A 23,982-nucleotide genomic window follows, 5' to 3' on the forward strand; every position below is an offset into this window, starting at 1 on the left:
TGACACTCGCCACGAATCGAACTTGTGTTCTAGTATGGCGCGGTGGATCGGACGATCTCGCTCTTCTCCGCGGAGGCCAGCGGGCCCGGCCTGGGTGACCTGGCCGGGTTGTTGTGCTGCCACGGCCAGATCACCGGTTTCGGGCGCACCGCCGCGCGGCTTTCGGTGGTCGTCGAGGAGCCGTGGCGGGCCCACGTCCTGGCGCGTGAGCTGCGTCATCGCGGCGCGGACGCCCAGGTCTCCAGGGCCGACTGCGGCAACCCGCAGGTGCGGACGTCGTTCCGGGTGGACCTGCTGCCGCTGGCGCTGAGATGGCTGCGTGAGGGCTGCGCCGGCCCGGTGGAGGACGACTCGGGCAAGGCGGTGCCGGACGGTTTTCGGCTCAGCGGCGCCGTGCTGCGGATGTGGGCGCTGGCCGGCGGCCGGCCCGGGACGCAGGGGTACCTCCTCGGCGTCGACCCGCTGGCGCCCGGCATGCACGAACGGCTGGTCGAGGCGCTGACGCCGCTGGGCGTCATGGCGAAGCTGACCGGCCCGAAGGCCGAGGTCCCGGCGGTGAAGGTCACCGGGAAACGCAGGTTGGAGGCGTTGCTGGAACTGATCGGGGAGCCGCCGCGAGGTGCCGAAGCGGCGTGGCCCGGTGCGGCGCCGGAGGCGGCTCCGCACCCGGAGGCCGTGACGAGCACGGCCTGACCGGGTGCGGCTGCCGCGTCAGGGCCGGGGCAGGGTGCAGCCGGCCTGGGTGAGCGCGATTTCGCTGGCCGCGGTGAGGCAGGCCGGGATGCCGTAGGTCTCCTGGCCGTAGTTGGTCAGGTGGTGCACCGTCACGTTGCCGGCCTGGTCGACCTCGCACGGGTTGTTCTCCGTGCAGCGCTGGCCGTCCTCGTTGCCGGTGTTGTTGACGCCGACGACCTTGCCGCCGGAGATGATCGGCGAGCCCGAGGTGCCGCCGATGGTCTGGCAGGCGGAGGTGTAGCGGATCGAGTCCTTCCAGGTCCAGCTGCCCTCCTTCAGCCGGTAGACGAACCCGTCGACGTTGCAGGAGTAGACGCGCTTCCAGTAGCCGGAGACGACGTCGATCGCGGAGCCCGCGACCGGGTGCGCGTTCGACAGCTCCAGCGGCGAGATCCCGTAGCTCGACTTGATCTGCGCGTAGGTGGTGGTGAGCTGGTAGAGCGACACGTCGGTGTCGGTCATCGTGCCGTAGATGATCTTCTTCGCCCGCAGGGTGGCCTTGTTGCTCCCGCTGGCGGTGAGCAGCGTGAACGTCCGGCTCGACGCCTGGTTGGTGATCACCTGGCCGGGGCCGGGGAAGCCGCTTTCGAGGCAGTGGCCGTTGGACATGACGAGCGCGGGCGCGGTGTCGGGCGTCGCGGCCGGCTTGACCACCGAGCCCGAGCAGTTGGACAGCGCCACGGTGCCGGCGAAGTTCGCCGCGGCGGCGTTCGCCGGAGTGACTCCCAGTAATACGGTGGCGGTCACGGCGGTGAACAGGGCGCCGAGCAGGCGTCGGGTCATGGCGGATCCTTTCGGCTGGACGGGGAATCCAGTGAAGCGGTCACGTCCCCGCGCCCACCACCGTCGAACGGAGGGTATCCAGCCGGTCACGCGCTAGGCTGCGCGGCACGTGGCCGAAATCACGTGCCCGGTGTAGAGAGGAAACATCGCCGAGGTCAGCGGCGATGCGGTGGACACAGGCTCAGCGGCGTGTTGGGCCACCTCCACGCCGTCCGGGCTGGGAGAGCGTGCACACTGACAGGTCGAGACGCGGGCTTGGACCCCCCGTCAGGGGTTCGGACGTGGTGCAGTCCCGCGGCGGCGGGACGAGATGAGCGGAGAGCAGGACAGCGTGGCAGGAGCACGGACCAAGAAGAACGGAGCCGGGGCGGACAACGGCGCCGGGCACCGGCGGCTCGTTATCGTCGAGTCGCCGACCAAGGCCCGCAAGATCGCCCCCTACCTCGGCGGCGGTTACGTCGTCGAGTCCTCCGTCGGGCACATCCGCGACCTGCCGCGTGGAGCCGCTGACGTCCCCGCCCAGTACAAGGGCGAGTCGTGGGCCCGGCTCGGTGTCGACGTCGACAACGACTTCAAGGCGCTCTACGTGGTCACCCCGGACAAGAAGTCCAAGGTCACCGAGCTCAAGGGGCTGCTGAAGGACGTCGACGAGCTCTACCTCGCGACGGACCCCGACCGCGAGGGCGAAGCCATCGCGTGGCACCTGCTCGAGACGCTGAAGCCGAAGGTCCCGGTCCGCCGGATGGTCTTCCACGAGGTCACCGAGCAGGCGATCCTCGCGGCCGCCGACTCGACCCGTGAGCTGGACGCCGACCTCGTCGACGCCCAGGAGACCCGCCGCATCCTCGACCGTCTCTACGGCTACGAGGTCTCGCCGGTGCTGTGGAAGAAGGTCATGCCGAAGCTTTCGGCGGGCCGTGTGCAGTCGGTGGCGACCCGGATCGTGGTCGAGCGGGAGCGCGAGCGGATGCGCTTCACCTCGGCGTCGTACTGGGACATCTCGGCGACGATGGACGCCGGCGAAGAGGCCTCGCCGCGGAACTTCCCGGCTCGCCTGGTCGCCGTGGACGGCGCCCGCCTGGCCACCGGCCGCGACTTCGGCTCGGACGGGCAGCTCAAGGCGTCGAACAACGAGATCCGCGTGCTGGCCGAGGCCGACGCGCGACGCCTGGCCGACGCGCTGAAGCAGCGTGACTTCAAGGTCTCGAGCGTCGAGGAGAAGCCGTACACGCGGAAGCCGTACGCGCCGTTCATGACCTCGACGCTGCAGCAGGAGGCGGGCCGCAAGATGCGGTTCACCTCGGAGCGCACCATGCGGATCGCGCAGAAGCTGTACGAGAACGGTTACATCACTTATATGCGTACCGACTCGACGACCCTCTCGGAGTCGGCGATCTCGGCGGCGCGCAGCCAGGCCACGCAGCTGTACGGCAAGGAGTACGTCTCGCCGTCGCCGCGCCAGTACACCCGCAAGGTCAAGAACGCGCAGGAGGCGCACGAGGCGATCCGTCCATCGGGCGAGGTCTTCCGCACGCCGGGCCAGGTCGCGAGCGAGCTGGACACCGACGAGTACCGCCTCTACGAGATGATCTGGCAGCGCACGATCGCTTCGCAGATGGCGGACGCCAAGGGCACCACGATGTCGGTGCGCATCGTCGGCAACGCGACTTCGGGCGAGGAGTGCACCTTCGCCGCTTCGGGCCGCACGATCACCTTCGCGGGCTTCCTGAAGGCGTACGTCGAGGCGGTCGACACCGAGACCGGTGGCGAAGCCGACGACAAGCAGAGCCGCCTGCCGGTGCTCGAGAAGGACCAGGACCTCACCGCGACCGAGCTGTCCCCGGACGGGCACACGACGTCGCCGCCGGCGCGCTACTCGGAGCCGAGCCTGGTCAGCAAGCTGGAAGAGCTGGGCATCGGCCGCCCGTCGACGTACGCGTCGATCATCAAGACCATCCAGGACCGCGGCTACGTCTGGAAGAAGGGCTCCGCGCTCGTTCCGTCGTGGGTCGCGTTCGCCGTGATCGGCCTGATGGAACGGCACTTCGAGCGGCTGGTCGACTACGACTTCACCGCCGGCATGGAGGACGAGCTCGACCGCATCGCCAACGGCGACGAGCAGCGCGGCTCGTGGCTGTCGAAGTTCTACTTCGGCGGCGACATGGGCGTCGACGGCTCGATCGGCCGCCTGGGCGGGCTGAAGAAGCTGGTCGAGGGCAGTGTCGAGGACATCGACGCGCGTGAGATCAACTCGATCCCGCTGTTCAGCGATTCCGAAGGGCACAAGGTCGTCGTCCGGGTCGGCCGCTACGGGCCGTACCTCGAGCGTGAGGTCGACGGGAACTCGCAGCGCGCGAACCTGCCCGAGGACCTGCCGCCGGACGAGCTCTCGCTGGAGATCGCGGAGAAGCTGTTCGCGACCCCGCAGGAGGGCCGCACGCTGGGCACCGACCCGGTGAGCGGGCACGAGATCGTCGCGAAGGAAGGCCGCTTCGGGCCGTACGTCACCGAGGTCCTGCCGGAGCCCGAGCCGCTGCCCGAGACCGCGACGGCCGCGCAGAAGAAGGCCGCGAAGGCGAAGCAGCCGAAGCCGCGCACGGGCTCGCTGTTCAAGTCGATGGACATCGAGACGGTGAACCTCGAAGACGCGCTGAAGCTGCTTTCGCTGCCGCGCGTGGTCGGCAAGGACCCGGAGTCCGGCGACGAGATCACGGCGCAGAACGGGCGCTACGGGCCGTACCTGAAGAAGGGCACGGACTCGCGGTCGCTCACGACCGAGGACCAGCTGTTCTCGATCACCGTCGAAGAGGCGCTGAAGATCTACGCCGAGCCGAAGCAGCGCGGCCGCTCCGCCACCGCGAAGCCGCCGCTCAAGGAGCTCGGCGAGGACCCGGTGTCGAAGAAGCCGATGGTCGTCAAGGACGGCCGGTTCGGCCCGTACGTCACCGACGGCGAGTACAACGCGACGCTGCGCAAGGGTGACGACATCGACGAGCTCACCGCCGAACGGGCGTCCGAGCTGCTGGCGGAGAAGCGGGCGAAGGGTCCGGCGCCGAAGCGGAAGGCGCCGGCGCGCAAGCCGGCGTCGACGACGGCGAAGACGGTCAAGGCGGGGACGAGCAAGACCGCCAAGGCCGCGGCCACGAAGACGGCCACGAAGACGGCTCCCAAGCGCACCACGGCCACGAAGGCCAAGTAGCGCTCTCCTGAAGGCCCCCTCACCGGCGCTTATGTCCGGTAGGGGGCCTTCACGGCGTTTCGGGCCGCCTGCCGACCGTTCGGCGACTCGTCTCGTGGAGTCGAACATATGTGCGAGAAATTGTCGGTGCCAGGGTGTTCAATCGAGGGGTGAACAACTCAGTCGCCGTCTTCGACGTCATCGACGAGGTCATCGCCCCGCTCTCGGCCGAGGTCCCGGAGCGGCCCTCCGTGATGGAGTTCTACGACCCCGAGTTCGAGATCCCGCCGGTGCTGGCGGACACCGAACCCCGCTTCTCGCGTCCGGACGAGCGGCCGCGGAGCCTGGCCGACGAGGTCGAGCAGTACACCCGGTTCGTCGCCGGGATGGCCGCGATCGGCCTGGCGCCGGGCGGCGAAGTCACGGCGGAGGCCGTCGGGCTGTACCGGGCGCTGCGGGGCGGCTTCATCCGCGGTGTCGTCACCGGCGTCTTCCCGGCCCGGCGCGAGCCGTGGGAGGTCCGGTTCTTCGGCGACGAGGACTACACCACGGTGCTGCAGAAGCTGGGCAACCGCGCGCGGCTGCGGTCGGGGTTCCTCAGCGAGCTGCCCGGCTGGGTGTTCGACGGGCTGCCCGACCGGCCACCCGGTCCGGGCCGGCAGGTGCGCATCGAGACCGACGAGGGCGGCCTGATCCCGCGCCGGTGCGAAGAAGCCGTCGAGCTGATCCGCGAGTGCGCGGCGCGGCCGCGGCTGGGCACCGTGCTGGTCGACCTCGCGGTGCGGAACTCGATACTGGCCGAGTACCCGCACGGCGCGTTCGGCCTGGTGGACAACGACCTCGGGCGTTACCAGTTCAGCGCGGCCGTGGGGCGGAGCGGGCGCTGGACCGTCACGTGGGGACCGGCGTCGCGGAGCACCGCCGAGCAGTGGATCGTCGAGGCGGTGCAGAGCCATGCCTGAGCCTGTGGCGCGGAGAGATCTGACGGTGCGCGACGCGATCCTCGCCGCGGTCGAGGAGAACAGCGGCGTGCCGGTGTGGCGGGGCGCGGCCGCGGCGCCGGTCGAGCCGCGCGACGCGGGAGCGGCGGACCGGCGCGGGCGGAGCGAGGTGCGGCGCCATGGCTGAGCGCACCGCGGCGCGTGAGCTGCTGGAGCTGGCGGCCTGGCCGGTGCTGGCGGCGATGCCGGATCGCGAACCGGTCGACCGGCTGTACAACCCGGACGTCAGCGACCACGACATCCTCGTGCACGGCCCGGTCTCCGACGACCCGGCGGACCTGGCCGAGGAGGTCGAGCGGCACGTCGCGTGGGCCGCCTGGATCGACGGCACGCCGTTCGGCGAAGACGGCGAGCTCAACGAGCTCGGCTTCGAGGTGGTGTCGCTGATGCTGCGCGGCTCGGTGCGCGCGGCGCTGTGCGGCGTGTTCGACGAAGGGCCGGAGACCGCGGACATCCGGTGCTACGCCGACGGCGAGCGCGCGTTCATGATGGGCTCGCTGCCCGGCCGCACCGCGATCCACCTCGCCGACTTCGACGAGCTGCCGGAGATGCTGGTGGCGGAGCTGCCGGACGTGCCGTTCGGCAGCCCGCGCCGCGCGATCTGGGTCACGGTGGACGCCGACGGCCTGGTCCACGACGGCCAGGACGACGACGTCGGCGCGATGCGCGAGGTGCTGGCCCGCCCGCGCTCGGGCACGGCGGTCCTGGACATGCTCGCGTTCGGCGGGCTGTGCGCCGAGTTCCCCGACCACGGGTTCGTCCTGGTCGACACCGACCTGGGGCGCTTCGCGCTGGCGGCGCTGGACCGTGGTGACGGCCGGCGCCAGCTGGTGCTGAGCCCGTTCAGCCGCGAGATGCTCCGCGACTGGTGCCGGAAGATGATCGATCTGGGGCAGGAGGAGATTTCCTGACCCGATGACCGAGGGGCGATTGCTCCATCCGGGCTCGATCGCCACGCGCGAAACTGGCCATCTTGACACCCTGGGTGTGACCGCTCCCGCGCTGGTCGCCGACCGTGACTGTGATGGGCTTCACTACGATCTGTCACCATTGGCGGTCGACCGAAGCCTCGGCGGACTGGACACTGCTGGGGGTTCGGGCGTGGGCTTGCGCTGCGTGACGAACCCTCCTTTGGAGACAGAGCCATTGGGCGGATGCGTTATCCGCCTTGGTCGCTACCCTGGAAAGGCGAGGACATTCAGTAGTGAGGTGGTCACCATGAGCGCGAACGGTGAGGCTCCCTTCTTCAGTGCCCCCGAGCTCACTCAGCGCGACGGCACACTGTCCGAAGCACCAGGCGAGATGTTCGCGGACCCGGTCTCCGGACTGGTCACCACGGACCCCGAGCCCCGCACCGCGATGCCGGACGGCCACGAGCCCGACGCCATCTCGGTCGCCGGGCCCGTGCAGCACGACGAGGAGGTCGTACGCCGGATGGTGGAGGAAACCCTCCGCGAAGACGGCGTGACCGGGGCTCATGCTCCGGGTGCGATCCCACCCGCCGGCACCACGGGCACGCTCGGCGAGAACGTGGCTCCGCCGCTCGGGGTGCTGCCACGGCAACGCAACCGGCAACGGACCTGGCCGAAGCGGGCACCGCAGATGCTCCGGCCCGTCCGGCAGCAGCAGGCGCCGCCGGCGGAGGACGACTTCGACGAAGACCTCGAGGTCGTGCCCGTCAAGCGGCGAAAGCTGCCGAAGATGCCGGCGATGTCGATGCCGGCGATCGGCCGGCCGTCGTCGAGCGCGTCGGGCGTGATACTCGCGGTGGTGCTGCTGATCGTGTTCGGGTTCGTCGCCATCGAGATGGTGTCGAGCCTGGTCAGCAGCGTGACGGGGTTGTTCGACTGACGTTCCCCTGCTGTTCCCCACCCCACTGGGACCTCGGGGTCGTCCGCGTGCCAGAGGCCGATCGGGCTACCCTGGCTACACGGTCGGGCTAACTCACGAGGGTGCCCGGCACCGCGGTGACTAGTGGGGTGGGCGTATCAGCGAGGGCGTGCGATCGGTACCCGGGTCCGGCCCGGGCGGATCGTCGGGCGCCGAGGCGTCCACGATCAGCCGGGTCCGGCGGGTACTGGCGATCAAACCGTTCCGGCGCCTCTGGGGCGTCACGTACCTGTGCAGCGTGGCCGACTGGCTGAACATCCTGGCCCTCACCGGCCTGGCCACGAAGCTGACGAACAACTACTTCGCGCAGAACTTCGCCTTCGTCGGCGTCGTGCTGACCGGACTGGCACCGGGGCTGTTGTTCGCCCCGGTCGGCGGCCTGCTCGCGGACCGGTTCGACCGCCGCAAGGTCATGATCGTGGCGGACCTGCTCCGGTGCGGCTTCCTGCTGTCCATCGCCTTCGTCAGCGCGCCGTGGTGGCTGCTGGCCGGCAACTTCCTGGTCGGCAGCGCGGCGAGCATGTGGATCCCCTCGAAAGAGGCCGCGGTCCCGAACCTGCTCCGCCGGCCGGACCAGGTCGAGACGGCCAACCAGCTCGGCATGGTGATGACCTACGGCCTGGCCGTCGTCACCGCGGCCGGTGCGAACGCGATCCTCACCGGCATCAACACGAACTTCCTCCACGTTCCCGGCGAAGACACCAGCCTCAGCATCGCGAAGCTCGTCGTCGTCATCACCGGCCTGCTCTACCTGGCCAGCGCGATCCTCATCGCCACCCGCATCCCCGAACTGTCGCTGCGCAACGTCCACGCGCTGCCGGAGCAGAAGGTCAAGGCGGCCGACGAGGAGAAGCTCGGCATCGGCGCGATGATCGCCGACGGCTTCCGCTTCATCCGCAGCACGCCGCTCGTGCGCGGGCTGCTGGTCGGCGCGTTCGGCGCGTTCGCCGCCGGTGGCGCCGTGATCGGCTCGGCCAAGCCGTACTCCTCGAGCCTGCTGGCCGGTGACTCGGCGTTCAGCCTGCTCGTCCTGGCGGTGTTCGTCGGCCTCGCCTCCGGCATGGCCTTCGCGCCGAAGCTGTCCCGGCGGCTCCCGCACGACCGGCTGTTCGGCGTCTCCATCATCGCGGCCGGGCTCTCGCTCGCGCTGGTCGCGTTGTCGCCACACCTGTCGGTCTCGCTGATCACCGTGGTGCTGGTCGGGTTCTGGGCCGGGACGGCGTTCCTCACCGGTGTCACGATCATCGGCTCCCGCGTCGAGGACGCCATCCGCGGCCGGATCAACGCGATCTACCAGCTGATGATGAAGCTGGTGCTGTTCGGCACCACGGTCACCGTCCCGTTGCTGGTCGGTGTCGTGGGGACGCGCACCTTCGACGTCTGGGGTGGCCGGGTCTCGGTCGACGGCACGCGGCCGATCATGTTCGCCGGCGCCGTGATCGCGCTGGTCGCCGGGCTCTTCGCCTACCGGCAGATGGACGACAAGCGCACCGAGCCGATCCTCTCCGACCTGCGCAACGCGCTGCGCCTCACGCCGCGGCGGGTCAACGGTTTCCTCATCGCCGTCGAGGGCACCACCGCGATCAACACCGCGATCCAGGCCGTCAACCTGGCCGACTGGATGCGCGGCGGGACCCGGCCGGTCGTCGTCGCGGCCGACCCGGCGCTCGACGACAAACGGCTGACGGCCCTGGTTTCCGGCGCGTCGCTGACCGGCGCGCGTGCCCAGGCGCTGGCCGCCGCCGCGGTGCGGGCCGACATCGTCGAGCGGCACGTCCAGCCGGCGCTCGACGCCGGTTCGGTCGTCGTGATGGAGCGTTTTGTCGACTCGCCGCTGGCGCACCTGTCCGCCGTCGCGGGCCTCGACAGCGACGAGCTCGAAGGTCTTGCCGACTGGGCGACCGGGCGGCTGCGCCCGGACCTGACCGTCCTGCTCGACGCCGCTCCGCCCGGGGCGCCGCGCGACAAGGCCGCCACGATGAACGACCAGTGGCGGGTGCAGCACCTGCTCATCGAAATGGCCGCGGCGGATCCCGAGCGGTACGTCGTGATCGACGCCGACGGCACCGACACCGAGGTCGCCGAGCGGATCCGCACCGCGCTGCGCGCCGTGTTCGTCGGCCGCCTGTCCGCGCTGGCCCCGACGACCGAGAAGCCGGTGACGCTGCCGCTCGACGTCGACGACCCCCTGACCGTCGAAACCATCGAGACGTCGGAAGAGTCTCGCGTGGAGGCGAAGTGACGACGACCGAACGCATCGGCGTCTGGAACCACGTGGTCGGCCAGGAGGCCGCGGTCGAAACCCTGACGGCGGCCGCGTCCGCCGCGGCGAAGATCGTCGCCGGGGAACCGGCGCCGCCCGGCGCGATGACCCACGCCTGGCTGATCACCGGCCCGGCCGGGTCCGGCCGCTCGGTGGCCGCGCGGACGTTCGCCGCGGGCCTGCAGTGCAGCACCGGCACCGGTTGTGACGCCTGCGCCGGCTGCCACACGACGATGGCGGGCACCCACGCCGACGTCCGGCTCGTGGTGCCGGAAGGCCTGTCGATCTCGGTCGCCGAGATGCGCGCGCTGGTCCAGGCCGCGGCGCGCCGCCCGACCACCGGCAGCTGGCAGGTCGTGATCATCGAGGACGCGGACAGGCTCACCGAGGGCGCGTCGAACGCCCTGCTGAAGGCCGTCGAGGAACCGCCGGACCGCACGGTGTTCCTGCTGTGCGCGCCTTCGGACCACCCCGACGACGTCTCCGTGACGATCCGCTCGCGCTGCCGCCTGGTGACGCTGCGGACGCCGCCGGCGTCGGCGATCGCCGACGTGCTCGTGCGCCGTGACCACGTCGACCCGGAGCGGGCGCTGTGGGCCGCGTCGGTGTGCGGCGGTCACGTCGGCCGCGCGCGCCGGCTCGCCACCGACGAGGCTGCGCGCCAGCGGCGGGCCACCGTCTTGCGGATCCCCCTCGGCCTGCGCCGTCCCAGCGACGTCTTCACGTGCGCCGACCAGCTGATCAGCGCGGCCGAGGCCGACGCGGGTGAGGCGAGCAAGGGGCGCGACGAGGACGAGCGCAACGAGCTGCGCACCGCGATGGGCGGCGACGGCATCGGCAAGGGTGTCGCCGGCGCCAAGCGTGCCGCCGAAGCCGCCGTGAAGCAGCTGGAGAAGAAGCAGAAGTCCCGCGCCACCCGCACCCAGCGCGACACGCTCGACCTCGCGCTGATCGACCTCCTGGGCTTCTACCGCGACGTCCTGGTGACGACCACCCGCTCCGGCGCGACGCTCAACCACCCCGACCAGGCCGACCAGATCGCCGAGGCGGCCTCGTCGTGGACGCCGGAGTCGACGTTGCGCCGCCTCGAAGCGGTGCTCGAATGCCGCGAGGCGATCGACCTGAACGTGAAGCCGCGCATCGCCGTCGAAGCGATGGTCACGACCCTGCGCCAGGGCTGAGGTCCGCCCGAAAGGACATTGTTCCGGGCAGACGATCCGGTGACTCTGGATCCGTTGCGGTTTCCGCGCGGAAGGACCGGAAAATGCCTCACCGGAATGGTGATATCGAGGTCGGAGTCAGCCAGCAGATCCTCTGGGTGGGCAGCGAGGCGTACCCGCTGCGCAACATCGCGCGAGCGCGGGTGGTGCGGCTGACGGTCCGGCGTGCGGCCGCGGCCGGCCGGTTCGTGGGCTTCGCACTGCTGTGGCTGGTCCTCGGGTTGGGTGCCACCGTCGCATTGCGTGCCGCGCGGAGCCAGGGAGTGCACCTGGACAAGAGCCTGGGCGACGTCGTGCTTGTCGTGATGGCGGTGCTGATCGCGATCAGCGCTCTTCGGCTGCTTTACCTCCTGCTGCGCCCGGCGCTCTTCGCGTTGGTGATCGAAACGGCGGGTAGTCCGCACACCGCGTTGACGACCACCGACGAAGCCATCGTCGACCGGATCGTCCGGGAAATCATGGCGGCGATCAACAATCCGGCCGCGCGTTTCAAGTACACCGTCAACAACGTCCACAACGGCGACAAGTTCGTGGGCGACAAGTTCTCGGTCAGCGGGTCCGGCACCGGCAAGATCGTGCACTGAAGGGGGAGAGGAGCGACCGATGAGCGACAACCACCACTACGGCGACCAGTTCGTGGGCGACAAGTTCGAGGTGCACGACCACGGCATCGGCAAGATCGTCCACCAGGGGCCGCCGGATCAGCAGGCCGCGTTCCGGGAGCTGCTCGACGCCGTCCAGGCGCTGCGCCCCCGGGTGTCGGGCACCGACCGCCAGGTCGTCGACGAGTCGCTGGCCACGCTGCAGGCGCCCCAGCCGCCGGAGCCGGCCAGGCTGCGTCGCGCGCTCGGCGCCGTCTCGGGTGTCGCCATGATGGTCGGCCAGGTCGGGGCGCCGGTCGTCGAAGCGGTTCGCAAGGTCATGGCCGCTCTCGGCAGCTGACGCACGAAGAAGCCCGTCAGGAGCGGACTCCTGACGGGCTTCTCCACTGTCCCCGGGGCTGGCTTCAGGTCACTCGCGCGGGCGAGGTGACGGCTTGAACGGCTTCTGCTCGACCGCCACGGCCAGCGGGCGACGGCGGGTGCCCGGCATCGCGGCCACCATGACCACGCCCAGCAGCAACATCGCGGTGCCCGACCAGAACAGCGGCACCGTGTCGTACGCGCCGCCGGTGTAGGCCAGGTTCTTCACCGGACCCTTGGGCGCTTCGCCACCCGCGGGAGGCGGCGGCGTCGTCGTTCCGCACACGACGCCGTCGGTCGGCGCGTAGGCCCGCGCGATCTGCTCGCCGAGCGAAAGCTGGGCCAGCGAGGACGGCAGGTTCTTCTGCTGGTCGGCCGGAAGCAGGCTCTTCAGCTTCGTCGTCGGCAGCAGCTGCAGGTCGAACATCCGCGCCGACGCGCCGAGCTGGAAGCCCTTGAACGGCGTGGTCATCGCGGCGCTCTTCTGGTCGAGCCCGGCGATGCTCAGCCGCAGCACGCCCAGGTCGAGCACGGTGCCCGCGGTGTTGCCGACCTGCTGGACCCCCTTGGTGAGCGTCGAAACCAGGCCGCCGACCACCGGGATGTCGTTGAGCTGCCCGAACTGGTCGCTCAGCCCGGCCAGCGGCAGCCCGATCGGGATGTCCTTGGTCGGGTGCGCGGCGTCGAGCGTGTACAGCACCTTGCCGCCGGCCTCGATGGTCAGCACCGGCGCGGTGTACTCCACTTTGGACGTCTTCGCGTCGCCGGTGGAGGTCACCTTCAGCGTCGGCTGGCTGGCCACCTTGATGCTCAGCGCCAGCGGGGTGCCCTTGAGGATCTCGATGTCCGCGCCCTGCACCGTCGACGTCGACTGCACGGCCTTGTTCTTCGAGCCGGGGATGTCGACGAGCTTCACCTGCGACCGCGACGACAGCGTGTTCGGCAGGCTCAGCAGCGAACCGGTGCCGTTGGCCGCGGTCTGGCCACCGCCCTGCAGCAGGCCGCCGAGGCTCTGCAGGCCCTTGGTCAGGTCGAAGCCCTTCGCCAGCGTCGACGGATCGAGCGCCAGCTTGTCGAGGCCGAGGTTCGGCAGCGACGGCACGACGTTCAGCAGCGACAGGCTCGCGACCGACGTGCTGGCGTCGGCGATGGTGTCGACACACGGGCCGAGCGTCGGGCTCCAGCGCGCGTGCGCGGTCCCGTTCAGCAGCCCGACGTTCAGCAGCGGGTTGGACGGCGCGTTCAGGCCACCGCTGATCGGCTGCGGGTTGTCCGGCAGCGCGGTCTGCACGACGCTGCCGGGCGTCTGCGGCGCGTTCCCGCCGACCGACAACCCGAGCGGCGACGCCTGCGCGACCGCCTTCTCGTAGCTGAGGTAGGCGTCGGAGTTCGCGGACGCGCTGGACAGGCCCATCCCGGCCTCGAGCGCCGACTGCTTCGGCAGGGTGTCCCCGAAGCCGGGCAGAATCGTGCTCGTCGGCACGGAGTTGGGCAGCAGGCGCACGATCCCGAGCGCGGTCCCCGCATCGCCGACGGCCTGCCCCAGCGGCTGCGGCCCGATCGGCGCCGAGATCGGCGCCTGCCCGGAACTGGCCGGCTGCGGAATCGGCGTCGTCGGATAGGTCGGGTCGGCCATCGCCGGCGCCGCGCTGAGCAGGAGCAACGCCGCGGCCGCCGGCAGGGCCGCCGAACGGGGCAGTCTTCGCCGCATGTGCCAGTGCCTCCAGGTAGGTCGACCGTGGTGTGAGATCGACGTCATAGGGCCCTAACGACGGTGCCCCGGGAAAGTAACGCCCACAGCCTCCGCTACACTGGTCCCCGTCGCCAGCGCGAGCCGGAGACATGCCGCCTTAGCTCAGTCGGCCAGAGCGATTCACTCGTAATGAATAGGTCAGGGGTTCGATTCCCCTAGGCGGCTCCACTGCTTGACCAGGGACTTTCCGGACTCCGGAGGGTCCCTGGTTGCTTTCTGTGTAGCCATCCGTGTAGCCGGTCGGTCGTAAGCTGGCTCTATGACCAGCGCAAACAGCTCTCGGAAGCGCGCTCGCGGCGAGATCGTGAAGCTCCCCAGCGGGTCACTTAGAGTGAAGGTCTACGCGGGCATCGACCCCGTGACCAAGAAGCGGTACTACCTGGACGAGGTGGTGCCCGCTGGTCCCAAAGCCGCAGCTGAGGCGGAGAAGCTTCGTACGAAGTTCCTCAACCAGGTAGACGAAAAGCGCAGCTCACGGACCCGCGCGACCGTCACCCAGTTGCTTGACCGGTACTTCGAGCTGGTGAAGATCGAAGAAACCACCCGCACGGGTTACGAATCTCTGGTCCGGAACCACATCCAGCCCCTGCTCGGGGACTCTGCACTCGGCAAGCTGGACGGCGAGATCCTGGATTCGTTCTACAAGCAGCTCGGGACGTGCCGTGCTCATTGCCGAGGCCGCAGCTTCGTCGAGCACCGTACGGACCACCCGCACGAGTGCGACAACCGGTGCGGGCCGCACAAGTGCAAGCCGCTGGCAGACAGCTCGATCCGCAAGATCCAGGCGATCCTGACCGGTGCTGGTAAGCGCGCGGTCCGCTGGGGCTGGATCGGCGTCAACCCGTTCGACCTCGCCGAGCCGCTTCCGGTGCCCCGTCCGGAACCGAAGCCGCCCACCGTGGAGCAGGCTGCCCGGATTGCGACGGAGGCATGGCGAGAACTCGACTGGGGAATGCTCGTCTGGCTCGCTTTCATCACGGGCGCGCGGCGGGGCGAGCTGTGCGCGCTCGCGTGGGATCGGCTCGACTTCTCGACCCGCGTCCTGACGATCCGGAGCAGCATCGCCCAGTCAGGCGGCAAGACGTGGGAGAAGGCTACGAAGACGCACCAGCAACGCCGCATCTCGCTCGACGAGCGCACCGTGGCCCTGCTGCGCTCGTACCGCGAACACTGCGCGGAGCGCGCCGGCCTGAAGACGCTGAAGCCCGAGGCCCGGATCTTCTCGCTCGCACCGGACGGCAGTACGTGGCTCAAGCCCGACTCGGTGAGCCAGCGCTACGCCCGGATGTGCGCCCGCCTCGGCTGGGACATGAACATCCACCAGCTCAGGCACTACTCGGCAACCGAGCTGATCGCGGCCGGCACGGACATCCGAACGGTCGCCGGACGGCTCGGCCATGGTGGCGGCGGCTCGACGACGTTGAAGGTCTACAGCGCGTGGGTCGCAGAGGCCGACGATCGCGCATCCGGCACCCTCGCAACGCGACTGCCTGATCTGCCTGCTGCGCTCAGCGCGAAAGGCAAGTTTTCGCCGGTGACGCCGGTTGTCACGCCCGAGGACGAGAGTCCGTACAAGCGCATCGCGCAGGATCTCCAGGGAGCGATTGTGGCTGGTGTGCTCGCGCCCGGCCACCAGCTCCCTACGGTCGTCGACCTGGCGAAGCGGTACGAGGTGTCGTTCGGGACGGCTCAGCGCGCCATAGCGCAACTCAGGGCCGCCGGGCTGGTGAGCGTGAGCCGGGGCAAGCGCGCCGTGGTCGTCGACCCGGCCGCCGCTACCGATGCGGGACCGGCGAAGGTCGTGGGTCTCCACGCAACTCGAAGGAAGTAAGGCGCCCCCCTCGCCTGCATGCGAGAGGGGCTGTAGACCCCACTGGCGACATCCGTCGTAAGCAAAACCGCAGCTCAGCTCGGGGACGTGACAAGTTTAGTGGCAACTGAGTTGCCAACTTAGTATTTCGAATTCTGCGGCGTGTCGTTCCCGCAGTCGGATCTCGTCATGGGGCATCATTGCTTCTTGCTGGGCTGCATCCCGGCTCAAATATCCGTCGTAAGCAAACTGAGGAGATCAGATTGACCACGTGTTGCGGCGTCCTTGCGCGCCCGAATGCTTGGCAGCGACCAGTGATCTTTATGGTCGTCATCGTCCTGGCAGGCTTACTGGCGTTGCTGGGTATGCCCGTTGCTGGCGTAGCGACCATCATTGGAACGGCGTCAGTTGCAGTTCGGCGCGTAACTTCTGACGTGGGTTCGCGTACGGCATTGCGGTAGCGCGAGTGGGCTGGCCTGTGGTCCCAGAGTCGTCATTGCTCACCACCGGCCAGCCCTTCAGGCTCTGTCCGCAAGGCCCTCACTATGGGCCCGTAGATCTGTGCCGCAGGCATGAATCGGGTGAGGTCGGCACGGTCAACCCAGATTGCAGCTACGTTCTCTACGACATCGGCATTTCGCGCCTCACCCGCCACGTGGTCGCATATAAAGTATTCGCAGATCACGCCGGTAGTCGGGTGCAGGCGCGTGCCGAGTTTATGTCGCACAACGCAGTGGACATCTGTTTCGGTGAAGGTCTCGCGGACTGCGACAACTGTGGGACTTCCTCCCGGCTTAACAACTCCGGCGGGAAACTGCCAGGAGATGTCGTTCGCATCGTCGATCCGTCGGCAGACGATGAGCACCTCGGAGCCTCGGACAACTATGGCGACTGCGACGCGTAGCGGCTGAAACGCGGTCACAGCCGGCTGATCCTGTTGTGCGAGCAGTTCATCGATGCTCAGCTCGAAGATGTGTTCCAAGAGGCGAGCCGTGGCGGGGCGGACGGCGCCCAGCGGCCGACCGTCCGGGTGAGCGCCGGCGACGAGACGGCTGAGGTGTCGAACGCTGAGCGTGCCTGGCTCGTCGTGCTCGCGCGCGAACTTCTCCGCGAACTCGGCGAACTCCTCGAAGGTCTGGCGCCGTTCCCGGATCAGCTGTTCGAGCAGCGTCCGGGATGCCGGCTGTTCCCCGTCCAAGTCCCGCATCTTCGCTCCCGGGTCGTCCTCGTGGCTTCCGCAAGTCGTGTCCCTGTCCTGGCCTGCTGACCAGCCCAAACAGAGACTCATTTCATTCTTACATGAAGGTCAATATTGACCCTACGTGAAGGTGAAGGGCTCGGGGAGCGATGGGGCACGACGACGAGAAACGCCTGACGTACTGGTGCGGCGGATCGCAGTTCGACACGAGTGGGAACCGGCTGAACGAGATAGATCTGGACGCGCCGTCGCCGAGGTCGATGGCGGACATGACCGAGCAGGACTGGACCGAAGCCGAAGCAGCCTTGAGTGCCTTCGACGCTGAGCACAGGCCCAGCCGGTGACCGTGGTCGCCGACCGTCCGGTCCGGCGGCTCGGGCGCGTCGTCTCGCGGGCCGAGGCGTACGAATGGCGCTGGTTCGTCGATGGGCTCCACTGCTACCGGCTGGACCAGCTCGCCGACTATGACGTCTACCTGCTCACGCCGTGGTGTGAGGAAGGGCAGCGGTTCCCGCTGCGGCATGACAGGGACAGCGTTGGTCGCGGACGGGTCCCGTCACCGGCATGGGCAGCCGCGTGCCGAAAGTGCGGTCATCGGCAGCGATCGGCCAACATGGAGGCTCGGCGAGCGGCGGATGGCCGATGAACTCGCGTCTGTTCCTTGGTCGTCCTTTGCCGGGCACAGTCGGCGAATCCCGCCGGGTGGTGCACCTGTTCGAGGTGCCGCCCGATGGCGTCGTACCGGAGCAGTTGACCGCGCTCTGCGGCTCTTCTTTCGGTCGTGGAGAGCTTGAGCGGCTCGACCGTCCACAGGGGATGCCCTGTGAGCCATGCCTACGTCGCGCGCCCGGTCAGGAACCGACCTCCGTGGTGATGGAGCGGGGCCGGCCGATACCGATCGCCAACTTCAGCATGAATCTTGACCCGCTGTTGCTCGCACCGACTCGTCTGTACATCGTGACGTTGCTGTCCGAGCGGCAGTGGTGCACATGCGGCTTCATCATCACCGCCCTGGACATCGCTTCGCCGAATCTTTCAAGGCAGCTGGCCAAGCTGCGCAAAGCAGGGATCGTGCAGACACGGACGCGCGGACGAGAACTTCAGGCGTGCCTGACGCGCGAAGGCAGCAGGCGGCTCGTCAACCATCTGGAGGCGTTGCAAGCCGTGGTGTCCCGCGCGGGCAGGCTGGCCGTGATGGGAGCTGCCCAGCGCGACGATGTGTGACGCCGGGCCGGAGACGTCTCGGAAACGGCCCACCACCACCCTGGCAGGACGAAACGAGACGGGTCTGGCCGCGCCCGTCTCACCCGTCACCAGCCGGGTTTCCGCAGGTCAACAACGACTAGTACCCGTCACGCCGCTTAAGACGGCGTGACGGGTACCGAGACGGGTTACGGGTCGTCCTTCCCACTCCCGGGATCTAGCTTGCCCGCAGCCACGGCGTCGACAGCAGCCCGAATGTCGGCCGTCGCGTAGCCGCGTACTTGCTTCGTCCGGCCGTCCTCACCAGGCACCCGGAACCGCTCAGGACGGCATCCGTAGTCGCCCATCTGCCTCCCGAACGCCGTCGGCTCGACGTCGAGCGACTCGACCAGTTCGGCGGTCGGCACGAAGTCGCGGCCGCCCTCTTGGAGGTCGTCGCCGAGATACTCGACGACTGCCGCGAGCGGTTCGGGCAGCTCGACTCGTTCAGCCGCCACCGTCGCCGCTTCCCTGTGGCTCGACCCGATGGCGCGTGCCACGGCCGCGTGGTCGAGCGTGGGACGGGTGTCCTTCCCGGCGGCGTGTCCGGACAGCGTCCCCGCCGCCTCCCGTAGCGCTCGGCCCTGCTGGCAGATGGTCTGCCAATCTTCGTTCGGCATGTAGTAGGTCCGGACGGTCATCGCGAGGACGTCAGCCCCGGCGGCGGTGTCGCCGTCCGGGCGGAGGATGCCGACACCCTTGTGGGACGGCAGCAGTCGGGACGAGTCGAAGCCGCGAGTGTTCATCTGCTCGCCGAGCACGATGTTGGAGTCGCGCCAGTCCATCACCCGCAGCGCGAACCGGGAGCCGAGCACAGCCCGCAGTCCGGACGGGATGGTCTTCGAGTCTGGCCGCTGCGTCGCGACGACGAGCACGATGCCGGCCGCCGGTCCTTTCTTGGCCAGCCACGTCAGCAACTCGCCGACGTACTCGCCCGCCGTGAGCTTCTTCCCCTGCACCGTCACTGGTGTTCGGTCTTCCAGCGGCACCTGTACTTCGTCGATGAACACGGCCGTGATCGGCATGTTCAGGGTTCCGTCCCGGGACATGTCCGGGGTCACCTTGGATTCGGGACACGTCAGGTCGTCCAGATCTCGCATGCGGCGGAACCGGCCCTGGACCTCGCCGACCAACTCCACGAGCCAATCGACCAGGGCCAGGACGTGTTCGGTTTCGTCGCCGGACATGAACCGGTGCGCGACCTGGCCTGCGGCGTCCCAGTCCTTCCCAGCCTTGAAGTCCGCCACGTACAGCCGGACCCAGGCGTCCAGGATCAGGCCGGCCGCCGCGAGCCTCGCGGCGAAGGTCTTCCCCTGGCGGGGGATAGCCCCGACCAGCAGCGAGGTCCACACCAACGGCAGGTCGATCCGCCGGTCCCGTGCGTCGCGACCGAACGGCACTGGCCGCCACGCATCCCACCGAGAGACCCCGAGCAGCGGCGTCCGCAGGGGCGGTGACGAGTAGGGGTCCTCGTCCGCGACCCACATCGCCACTCGTCCTGCATGCCCGCCGTTGCCCCGAACCCGCTCGACGATGAGTTGCACTTCATCGACCGCGAGAGCTGACGCCAACGCGTCCCGGTTCTTGACGACGTCGGCAGCCTTACGGGTCGCGGGCAAGTCGACCGTGATCGCCCAACCGTCGCCGATCCGCGTGGCCCGCTCGACCAGCCGCAATGACTCGTCCTTGCCGATCAGCTTCGCGTCCCGGAAGGCGTCCACCAAGACCTGCGGGTCCATCGTCCACGTCAGCGTCCGCGGGCCCGCCAACGCGGGCTTGCGGCCCGGACTGCCATCTTTCCGCCGCCCGAGAACCGCCAGCGCCACCGACACGGCGGCCCCGGCGATCCACAGAGGATCGGCCCCGTAAACGAGATCGACCACCGCGACTACCAGCGCTGCAGCGGCGAGCACAGCGCCGGTGACCTTCCAGCGGAACAGCGTCAGTTCCCGGATCTCCGTGAACTTGTCGGCCAGCTTCTCGGACTCCTCCGCCGCCGTCCGGTAGTCAGCCACGCGAACCCAACGTCGCCACCACCGCACGCCGACTACTGCACCGCGCACTACCGCACCGAGGTAGCGCCACGGCGACCGCAGCACCGCCACGGCCGCGTCCTTGGCTGCCTGCGCTGCCTGCGGCCTGTTCTTGAGCCATAGCGGCACCCTTGGCGAGTGCAGCCACCATCGCCGGAACCGGTGGCGCGCTGTCCGGCGACGCGGCTGCGGCAACGTGTCATCGATCAGTTCGCCGTCCAGCACCGGTCCCACGTGCTCGACCTCGCGGGGCCCGCTCCGAGAGGAGACCGTTGCACCGTTCACGGAGACGCCGTTGTCAGCGTTCATGACTGGCTTCCCCGGTGTCGAGTTCCGCCGCAAGGGCGGCGGCGAGCCGAGGTGACAGCCCACGCGAGCAGCCCGTCACCTGGCGAACCCACGCCGGAGTGACGGCCGTTCCAGCCGACCAGGCAGCCCGGGCGTCGGCGAGATAGTCAGCGAACAACTTGCGCCGACCTGTCATCTGGCGAGTCCTCTGCCGGCTGACGGGCGTCGACTGATGAACCTCCGGTTCGGCGTGGTCGACGGCCACCGTGAACGCCACGTTCACGGCTTCGGTGAGCTTGTCGCGCAGATCCGTGATCGCCTCCGCTGCGGCGAACACGATCAGGGGCGGCACCGAGTGCAGCACGACCCCGGCTAGCGAACCGGCCGCGAACGACGCCCAGGTGTTCATGACGTATGTGGCGCCCAGCGCCAGCCACTTCGCCACGCGAACCCACCGGCCTGTGTGGACCTGGTACCGCGCGGTCACCTGCTCCGCCCGCAGGATCGCCAGCAGAACCAGCGACACCGTGGGATCGAGCAGCCAAGCAGCCAGCCACGGCAGCGACCACGGGTCCGAGCCGGCAGCGGCGAACCACTGCACGTTGGCCATGGTGAACGCCAGGCCGAGCACGATCCCGGACCAGCAGAGCCTGTCCACCTGAGACCTGACGTGCTCGACCCGCAGGGCGATCACGTCGGGATGGTCCTTCCAGCGACGCACGGCCGCCGCGTCGGCTGCGTCATTAGCTAGCCGCTGCGCCCTGGTCGGGGCGGGTGGCCGCCCAGCGGCGGCCATCCCTTCCAACCCTCGGAGTTTCGTCATCGCCGACCACCGCCGTGACGCCTGGTGGTGTCCATCGACGTGACTGTCAGAGCCCGGGTGAGTACGTGAGCGGCGATCAGGTCCGGCACGCCGAGCACCACAAGCAGCAGCGTCGGATTGCCAGGATGCGTGATCACCAGCCACTGAATCCCCGTGAACGCGGCACCCGTGAACAGGACACGTCCGGCCAGCGAGACGACCCGTGCGGACGCGCGGGCCGCGTCGGCGGCACGGCGCGCCTTGCGTGCACCGAATCGCGAGACCGCGAACAAGACGAGCAGGACACCGATCCCGGCGAGGATCTGAGCCGGAGTCAGGTTGATCGTCATCGCTGCTCACCCCGCCCACGACCGGCCCGGCGTTCGCGCCAGGCCTGGTAGACGGCTCGCCGGTCGGACTCGGGCAGCGCGCCCCAGACTCCGACGGTGCCGGCGCCGGCGGATCGCAGTTCGAGTTCGAGGCACTCGCTCATGACCGGGCACCCGGCACACAACCGAGCAGCCAGCTCGCGGTCGGGGTTGTCTTCGCCCGTCAGCTCGGGCATCTCCGAGCGGTCGAACGCCCAGAAGCACAGGCCGTCCCGGGTCACCACCTCGGCGAGCACGCCTTCCGGCACGACGGCGTACCGATCGAGGTGGGCAGCGATCTCCTTGAAGTTGTCTCGGCTCACCACGACGCACCTCCCGTCGCCTGATGGGCTTCGCGCTCCATCCGGCGTTTGGTGATCAGGTCGGCAAGGTCGACGCAGCCGCCCGACGCCGTGACCTCGGCAATCAGTTCGTTGAGGGCGGCAGCGGGCACGACGTAGCGAGTGCGGATGCGGACTGCGGGGAAGGCGTCGTCCCGGATGGCGCGGTACAGCGTCACCGGGTTGACGCGCAGGATGCGCGCAACTTCCCCGACTGTGTAGAACGTCGGTCCGACGTTCGGATTGGTATCCATGAGAGAACCCTTTGATCGAAGTGCTATTTAGTGCTCGAATTGGGGATGATTTAATCCCGCGAGGACATAGAGGGGCCCGAATGCGTCCGCATGAGAGCGGAGAGTGGGCTGCGGAATCGCGCGTCGCGCTAGTCTCGCCTTCGAGGCGGAGCGCGGAGGGATACGTGTCGGAAGACTGGGCGGCAGTCGCAAGAGCAATCAATCAGCGCTTGGCCGAGCTTGATCTCAGCCAGCGCGAACTCATTGCGCGCTCGCAGGTCTCCAAGGCGACAGTTCGCGAAATCCAGCACAACACGGCTCAGCGACGCCGGAGCGATCGCACGCTTGAAGCGCTGTCCCTCGCGCTTGACCTGCACGCCGGGCACCTGGCCGCGGTCTTGGCCGGCCGGCGGCCGCCTGAGCTGGGCGAGCCGGTGCTCAGAGGTGACGATGACATCCCGGGCCGTCTGGCCGTGATCGAACACCAGCTGCGCGAGATCACCGACCGGCTCAACCAAATGAGCGACATGAACGAGCGGCTCGACGAGATAAACGCTAACGTCGAAACGATGCTCAAGCACGTTTCCAACGACCGTGAAATGCGCCGCCGCTGAGGAGTTCGGATGACTGGTTTCCATGCCTCTCAGTCAACGCCGAACACTCGTCTCAAACGATGCACAATCACTGCAGGTCCACTGCACAAGCAGTGCATCAACGGTGCACTTTGCGAGTTCCGGAGGTGCTGCCCATGGAGTTCGTGAACACGTGGGCCGGTCAAACCGCGTGCGCGCTCCAAGCCGCATTCCGCATGAGCAATGAGGCGTTCGCCGAACACCTCGGCGTAGCCGTCCGCACGGTCGCGTCTTGGCATGCGAAGCCTGGCGTCACGCCCCGCGCGGAGATACAGGATGCACTCGACACGGCGTTGAGCCGGGCACCTGGCCTGGTCAAGGCGCGCTTCGCGCAGTACTTCGAGGCGGCGAACAGCCCGACCGACGCGGACGCGGAGAGCGCGCAGGCTCTCCGCGTCGCGGTGGCTGTGGTCGTGAATGACGCCGACGTCCTGGTCGTCTGCCGACGCGGAGAAGACGGGGCAGGGATCTCGTGGCAGTTCCCGGCCGGCATGGTCAAGCCCGGGGCATCACCCGAGACGGTTGCCGTGCGGGAGACGCTCGGTGAGACGGGCGTCCACTGTGCTGTCCTGCGCAAGCTCGGCAGCCGCCTGCATCCGGTCACTCACGTTTTCTGCGAGTACGTTCTTTGTGAGTACCTGACAGGGGATGCGCAGAACATGGATGTGGTCGAGAATGTCAGCGTCGTCTGGATCGACAAGTCGAAATTGACGCGATTCATCCCGGCCCAGCAGATTTTTCCGCCGATACTGGAAGCCTTGGAGGTCCCGGAGTGAGTTCGGACGAGGTGCGGCCCCCGATCGCGGCCGCCGTCATCGTGCAGGACGGCAAGGTTCTGCTGGTCAAGCGCCGCGTCAAGGAAGGCAGCTTGTCATGGCAGTTCCCGGCTGGCGAGGTAGAGCCTGGCGAGACAGGTAGCCAGGCGGCGGTCCGCGAGACGCAGGAAGAGACCGGGCTGACGGTGACCGATGTCAAGGTGCTCGGCGAGCGCGTGCACCCGAACACAGGGCGGACGATGATCTACATCGCGTGCGACGTCGTTGAAGGCACGGCGAGCGTGGTCGATGATGAGGAACTAGTCGAGGTCGCCTGGTCGAACAGCAAGGAACTAATCGAGTACGTGCCGTATCCATTTTACGGTCCTGTCCAAGAGCACCTTGACGCATCTCTGGCTTTCTAAGGTGGGTAACACGCTAGGTAGCGTGATGTGGTTGTCATCTCTTGTGGAAGCAAGCGTGGCAACCATGTAC

General features: G+C 68.7%; 24 protein-coding genes and 1 tRNA gene. 17 read left to right on the forward strand and 8 right to left on the reverse strand.

Annotation, left to right across the window (positions count from 1 at the left end):
• Window positions 1-42 precede the first annotated feature (42 nt).
• A complete protein-coding gene (locus ACIOD2_RS39540; protein ID WP_400550086.1) occupies window positions 43-693 on the forward strand; it encodes a hypothetical protein in 651 nt (216 codons plus the stop codon).
• An 18-nt stretch (window positions 694-711) separates the two neighbouring features.
• On the opposite strand, the gene ACIOD2_RS39545 is transcribed toward ACIOD2_RS39540, so the two are convergent.
• Window positions 712-1,518: a serine protease gene (locus ACIOD2_RS39545; RefSeq protein WP_400550088.1), complete on the reverse strand. Its 807-nt coding sequence runs from the start codon at window positions 1,516-1,518 to the stop codon at window positions 712-714.
• A gap of 310 nt (window positions 1,519-1,828) precedes the next feature.
• On the opposite strand from ACIOD2_RS39545, the gene topA reads away from it, so the two are divergent.
• From topA to ACIOD2_RS39590, 9 genes are all read left to right on the forward strand, one after another.
• Window positions 1,829-4,717: a type I DNA topoisomerase gene (topA, locus tag ACIOD2_RS39550; protein WP_400550090.1), complete on the forward strand. Its 2,889-nt coding sequence runs from the start codon at window positions 1,829-1,831 to the stop codon at window positions 4,715-4,717.
• 149 nt (window positions 4,718-4,866) lie between these two features.
• Window positions 4,867-5,658 (forward strand): ESX secretion-associated protein EspG, encoded by a 792-nt coding sequence (locus ACIOD2_RS39555; protein ID WP_400550092.1) that lies wholly within the window; start codon window positions 4,867-4,869, stop codon window positions 5,656-5,658.
• On the forward strand, window positions 5,651-5,824 hold the full coding sequence (locus ACIOD2_RS39560) for a hypothetical protein (RefSeq protein ID WP_400550094.1): 174 nt from the start codon (window positions 5,651-5,653) through the stop codon (window positions 5,822-5,824). Before ACIOD2_RS39555 ends, ACIOD2_RS39560 begins: the two co-directional genes overlap by 8 nt.
• Entirely contained in the window at window positions 5,817-6,608 is a 792-nt protein-coding gene (locus ACIOD2_RS39565) for a hypothetical protein (RefSeq protein ID WP_400550096.1), read from the forward strand. Before ACIOD2_RS39560 ends, ACIOD2_RS39565 begins: the two co-directional genes overlap by 8 nt.
• A 307-nt stretch (window positions 6,609-6,915) precedes the next feature.
• Window positions 6,916-7,548 (forward strand): hypothetical protein, encoded by a 633-nt coding sequence (locus ACIOD2_RS39570; protein ID WP_400550098.1) that lies wholly within the window; start codon window positions 6,916-6,918, stop codon window positions 7,546-7,548.
• 148 nt (window positions 7,549-7,696) lie between these two features.
• The gene (locus ACIOD2_RS39575) at window positions 7,697-9,829 is read left to right on the forward strand and encodes a bifunctional MFS transporter/dTMP kinase (protein WP_400550100.1); all 2,133 of its coding nucleotides are present in this window, start codon (window positions 7,697-7,699) and stop codon (window positions 9,827-9,829) included.
• A complete protein-coding gene (locus ACIOD2_RS39580) occupies window positions 9,826-11,031 on the forward strand; it encodes a DNA polymerase III subunit delta' (RefSeq protein ID WP_400550102.1) in 1,206 nt (401 codons plus the stop codon). Before ACIOD2_RS39575 ends, ACIOD2_RS39580 begins: the two co-directional genes overlap by 4 nt.
• A gap of 83 nt (window positions 11,032-11,114) precedes the next feature.
• Entirely contained in the window at window positions 11,115-11,654 is a 540-nt protein-coding gene (locus ACIOD2_RS39585; protein ID WP_400550104.1) for a DUF6232 family protein, read from the forward strand.
• Window positions 11,655-11,673: 19 nt separating this feature from the next.
• Window positions 11,674-12,012: a hypothetical protein gene (locus ACIOD2_RS39590; protein ID WP_400550106.1), complete on the forward strand. Its 339-nt coding sequence runs from the start codon at window positions 11,674-11,676 to the stop codon at window positions 12,010-12,012.
• A 69-nt stretch (window positions 12,013-12,081) separates the two neighbouring features.
• Here ACIOD2_RS39590 and ACIOD2_RS39595 read toward each other — a convergent pair whose 3' ends face one another.
• Window positions 12,082-13,743 carry a hypothetical protein gene (locus ACIOD2_RS39595; RefSeq protein WP_400550108.1) on the reverse strand — a complete coding sequence of 554 codons (1,662 nt, stop codon included), beginning with the start codon at window positions 13,741-13,743 and terminating at the stop codon, window positions 12,082-12,084.
• Between the two features lie 133 nt (window positions 13,744-13,876).
• On the opposite strand from ACIOD2_RS39595, the gene ACIOD2_RS39600 reads away from it, so the two are divergent.
• Both ACIOD2_RS39600 and ACIOD2_RS39605 read left to right on the forward strand, forming a co-directional pair.
• Window positions 13,877-13,953, forward strand: a tRNA-Thr gene (locus ACIOD2_RS39600).
• A 91-nt stretch (window positions 13,954-14,044) separates the two neighbouring features.
• Entirely contained in the window at window positions 14,045-15,616 is a 1,572-nt protein-coding gene (locus tag ACIOD2_RS39605) for a tyrosine-type recombinase/integrase (RefSeq protein WP_400550110.1), read from the forward strand.
• 472 nt (window positions 15,617-16,088) lie between these two features.
• Here ACIOD2_RS39605 and ACIOD2_RS39610 read toward each other — a convergent pair whose 3' ends face one another.
• Window positions 16,089-16,802: an NUDIX hydrolase gene (locus ACIOD2_RS39610; protein WP_400550112.1), complete on the reverse strand. Its 714-nt coding sequence runs from the start codon at window positions 16,800-16,802 to the stop codon at window positions 16,089-16,091.
• 140 nt (window positions 16,803-16,942) lie between these two features.
• Here ACIOD2_RS39610 and ACIOD2_RS39615 point away from each other — a divergent pair, with 140 nt between their 5' ends.
• Together ACIOD2_RS39615 and ACIOD2_RS39620 are read left to right on the forward strand one after the other, a co-directional pair.
• The gene (locus ACIOD2_RS39615; RefSeq protein ID WP_400550114.1) at window positions 16,943-17,137 is read left to right on the forward strand and encodes a hypothetical protein; all 195 of its coding nucleotides are present in this window, start codon (window positions 16,943-16,945) and stop codon (window positions 17,135-17,137) included.
• A 220-nt stretch (window positions 17,138-17,357) separates the two neighbouring features.
• On the forward strand, window positions 17,358-18,017 hold the full coding sequence (locus ACIOD2_RS39620) for an ArsR/SmtB family transcription factor (protein ID WP_400550116.1): 660 nt from the start codon (window positions 17,358-17,360) through the stop codon (window positions 18,015-18,017).
• A 167-nt stretch (window positions 18,018-18,184) separates the two neighbouring features.
• Here ACIOD2_RS39620 and ACIOD2_RS39625 read toward each other — a convergent pair whose 3' ends face one another.
• From ACIOD2_RS39625 to ACIOD2_RS39645, 5 genes are read right to left on the reverse strand one after another with little or no spacing between them, the layout of a single operon-like run.
• Window positions 18,185-20,377, reverse strand: coding sequence for a cell division protein FtsK (locus tag ACIOD2_RS39625; protein WP_400550118.1), 2,193 nt, complete (start codon window positions 20,375-20,377; stop codon window positions 18,185-18,187).
• The gene (locus ACIOD2_RS39630) at window positions 20,367-21,152 is read right to left on the reverse strand and encodes a hypothetical protein (RefSeq protein WP_400550666.1); all 786 of its coding nucleotides are present in this window, start codon (window positions 21,150-21,152) and stop codon (window positions 20,367-20,369) included. The genes ACIOD2_RS39625 and ACIOD2_RS39630 overlap by 11 nt, the downstream gene beginning before the upstream one ends.
• A gap of 23 nt (window positions 21,153-21,175) precedes the next feature.
• Window positions 21,176-21,508, reverse strand: a complete 333-nt coding sequence (locus ACIOD2_RS39635; protein WP_400550120.1) for a hypothetical protein — start codon at window positions 21,506-21,508, stop codon at window positions 21,176-21,178.
• Window positions 21,505-21,852: a WhiB family transcriptional regulator gene (locus tag ACIOD2_RS39640; protein WP_400550122.1), complete on the reverse strand. Its 348-nt coding sequence runs from the start codon at window positions 21,850-21,852 to the stop codon at window positions 21,505-21,507. The genes ACIOD2_RS39635 and ACIOD2_RS39640 overlap by 4 nt, the downstream gene beginning before the upstream one ends.
• Entirely contained in the window at window positions 21,846-22,121 is a 276-nt protein-coding gene (locus ACIOD2_RS39645; RefSeq protein ID WP_400550124.1) for a helix-turn-helix domain-containing protein, read from the reverse strand. Before ACIOD2_RS39645 ends, ACIOD2_RS39640 begins: the two co-directional genes overlap by 7 nt.
• A 164-nt stretch (window positions 22,122-22,285) precedes the next feature.
• Between ACIOD2_RS39645 and ACIOD2_RS39650 the strand changes: the two genes are divergently transcribed.
• The 3 genes from ACIOD2_RS39650 (at window position 22,286) to ACIOD2_RS39660 (ending at window position 23,912) form a co-directional block, all read left to right on the forward strand.
• Entirely contained in the window at window positions 22,286-22,714 is a 429-nt protein-coding gene (locus tag ACIOD2_RS39650; RefSeq protein ID WP_400550126.1) for a transcriptional regulator, read from the forward strand.
• Window positions 22,715-22,848: 134 nt separating this feature from the next.
• Window positions 22,849-23,508: an NUDIX hydrolase gene (locus tag ACIOD2_RS39655; protein WP_400550128.1), complete on the forward strand. Its 660-nt coding sequence runs from the start codon at window positions 22,849-22,851 to the stop codon at window positions 23,506-23,508.
• The gene (locus ACIOD2_RS39660) at window positions 23,505-23,912 is read left to right on the forward strand and encodes an NUDIX hydrolase (protein ID WP_400550129.1); all 408 of its coding nucleotides are present in this window, start codon (window positions 23,505-23,507) and stop codon (window positions 23,910-23,912) included. Before ACIOD2_RS39655 ends, ACIOD2_RS39660 begins: the two co-directional genes overlap by 4 nt.
• Window positions 23,913-23,982 lie beyond the last annotated feature (70 nt).

It is taken from the genome of Amycolatopsis sp. NPDC088138, assembly GCF_044741685.1.
Taxonomy (GTDB): Bacteria; Actinomycetota; Actinomycetes; order Mycobacteriales; family Pseudonocardiaceae; genus Amycolatopsis.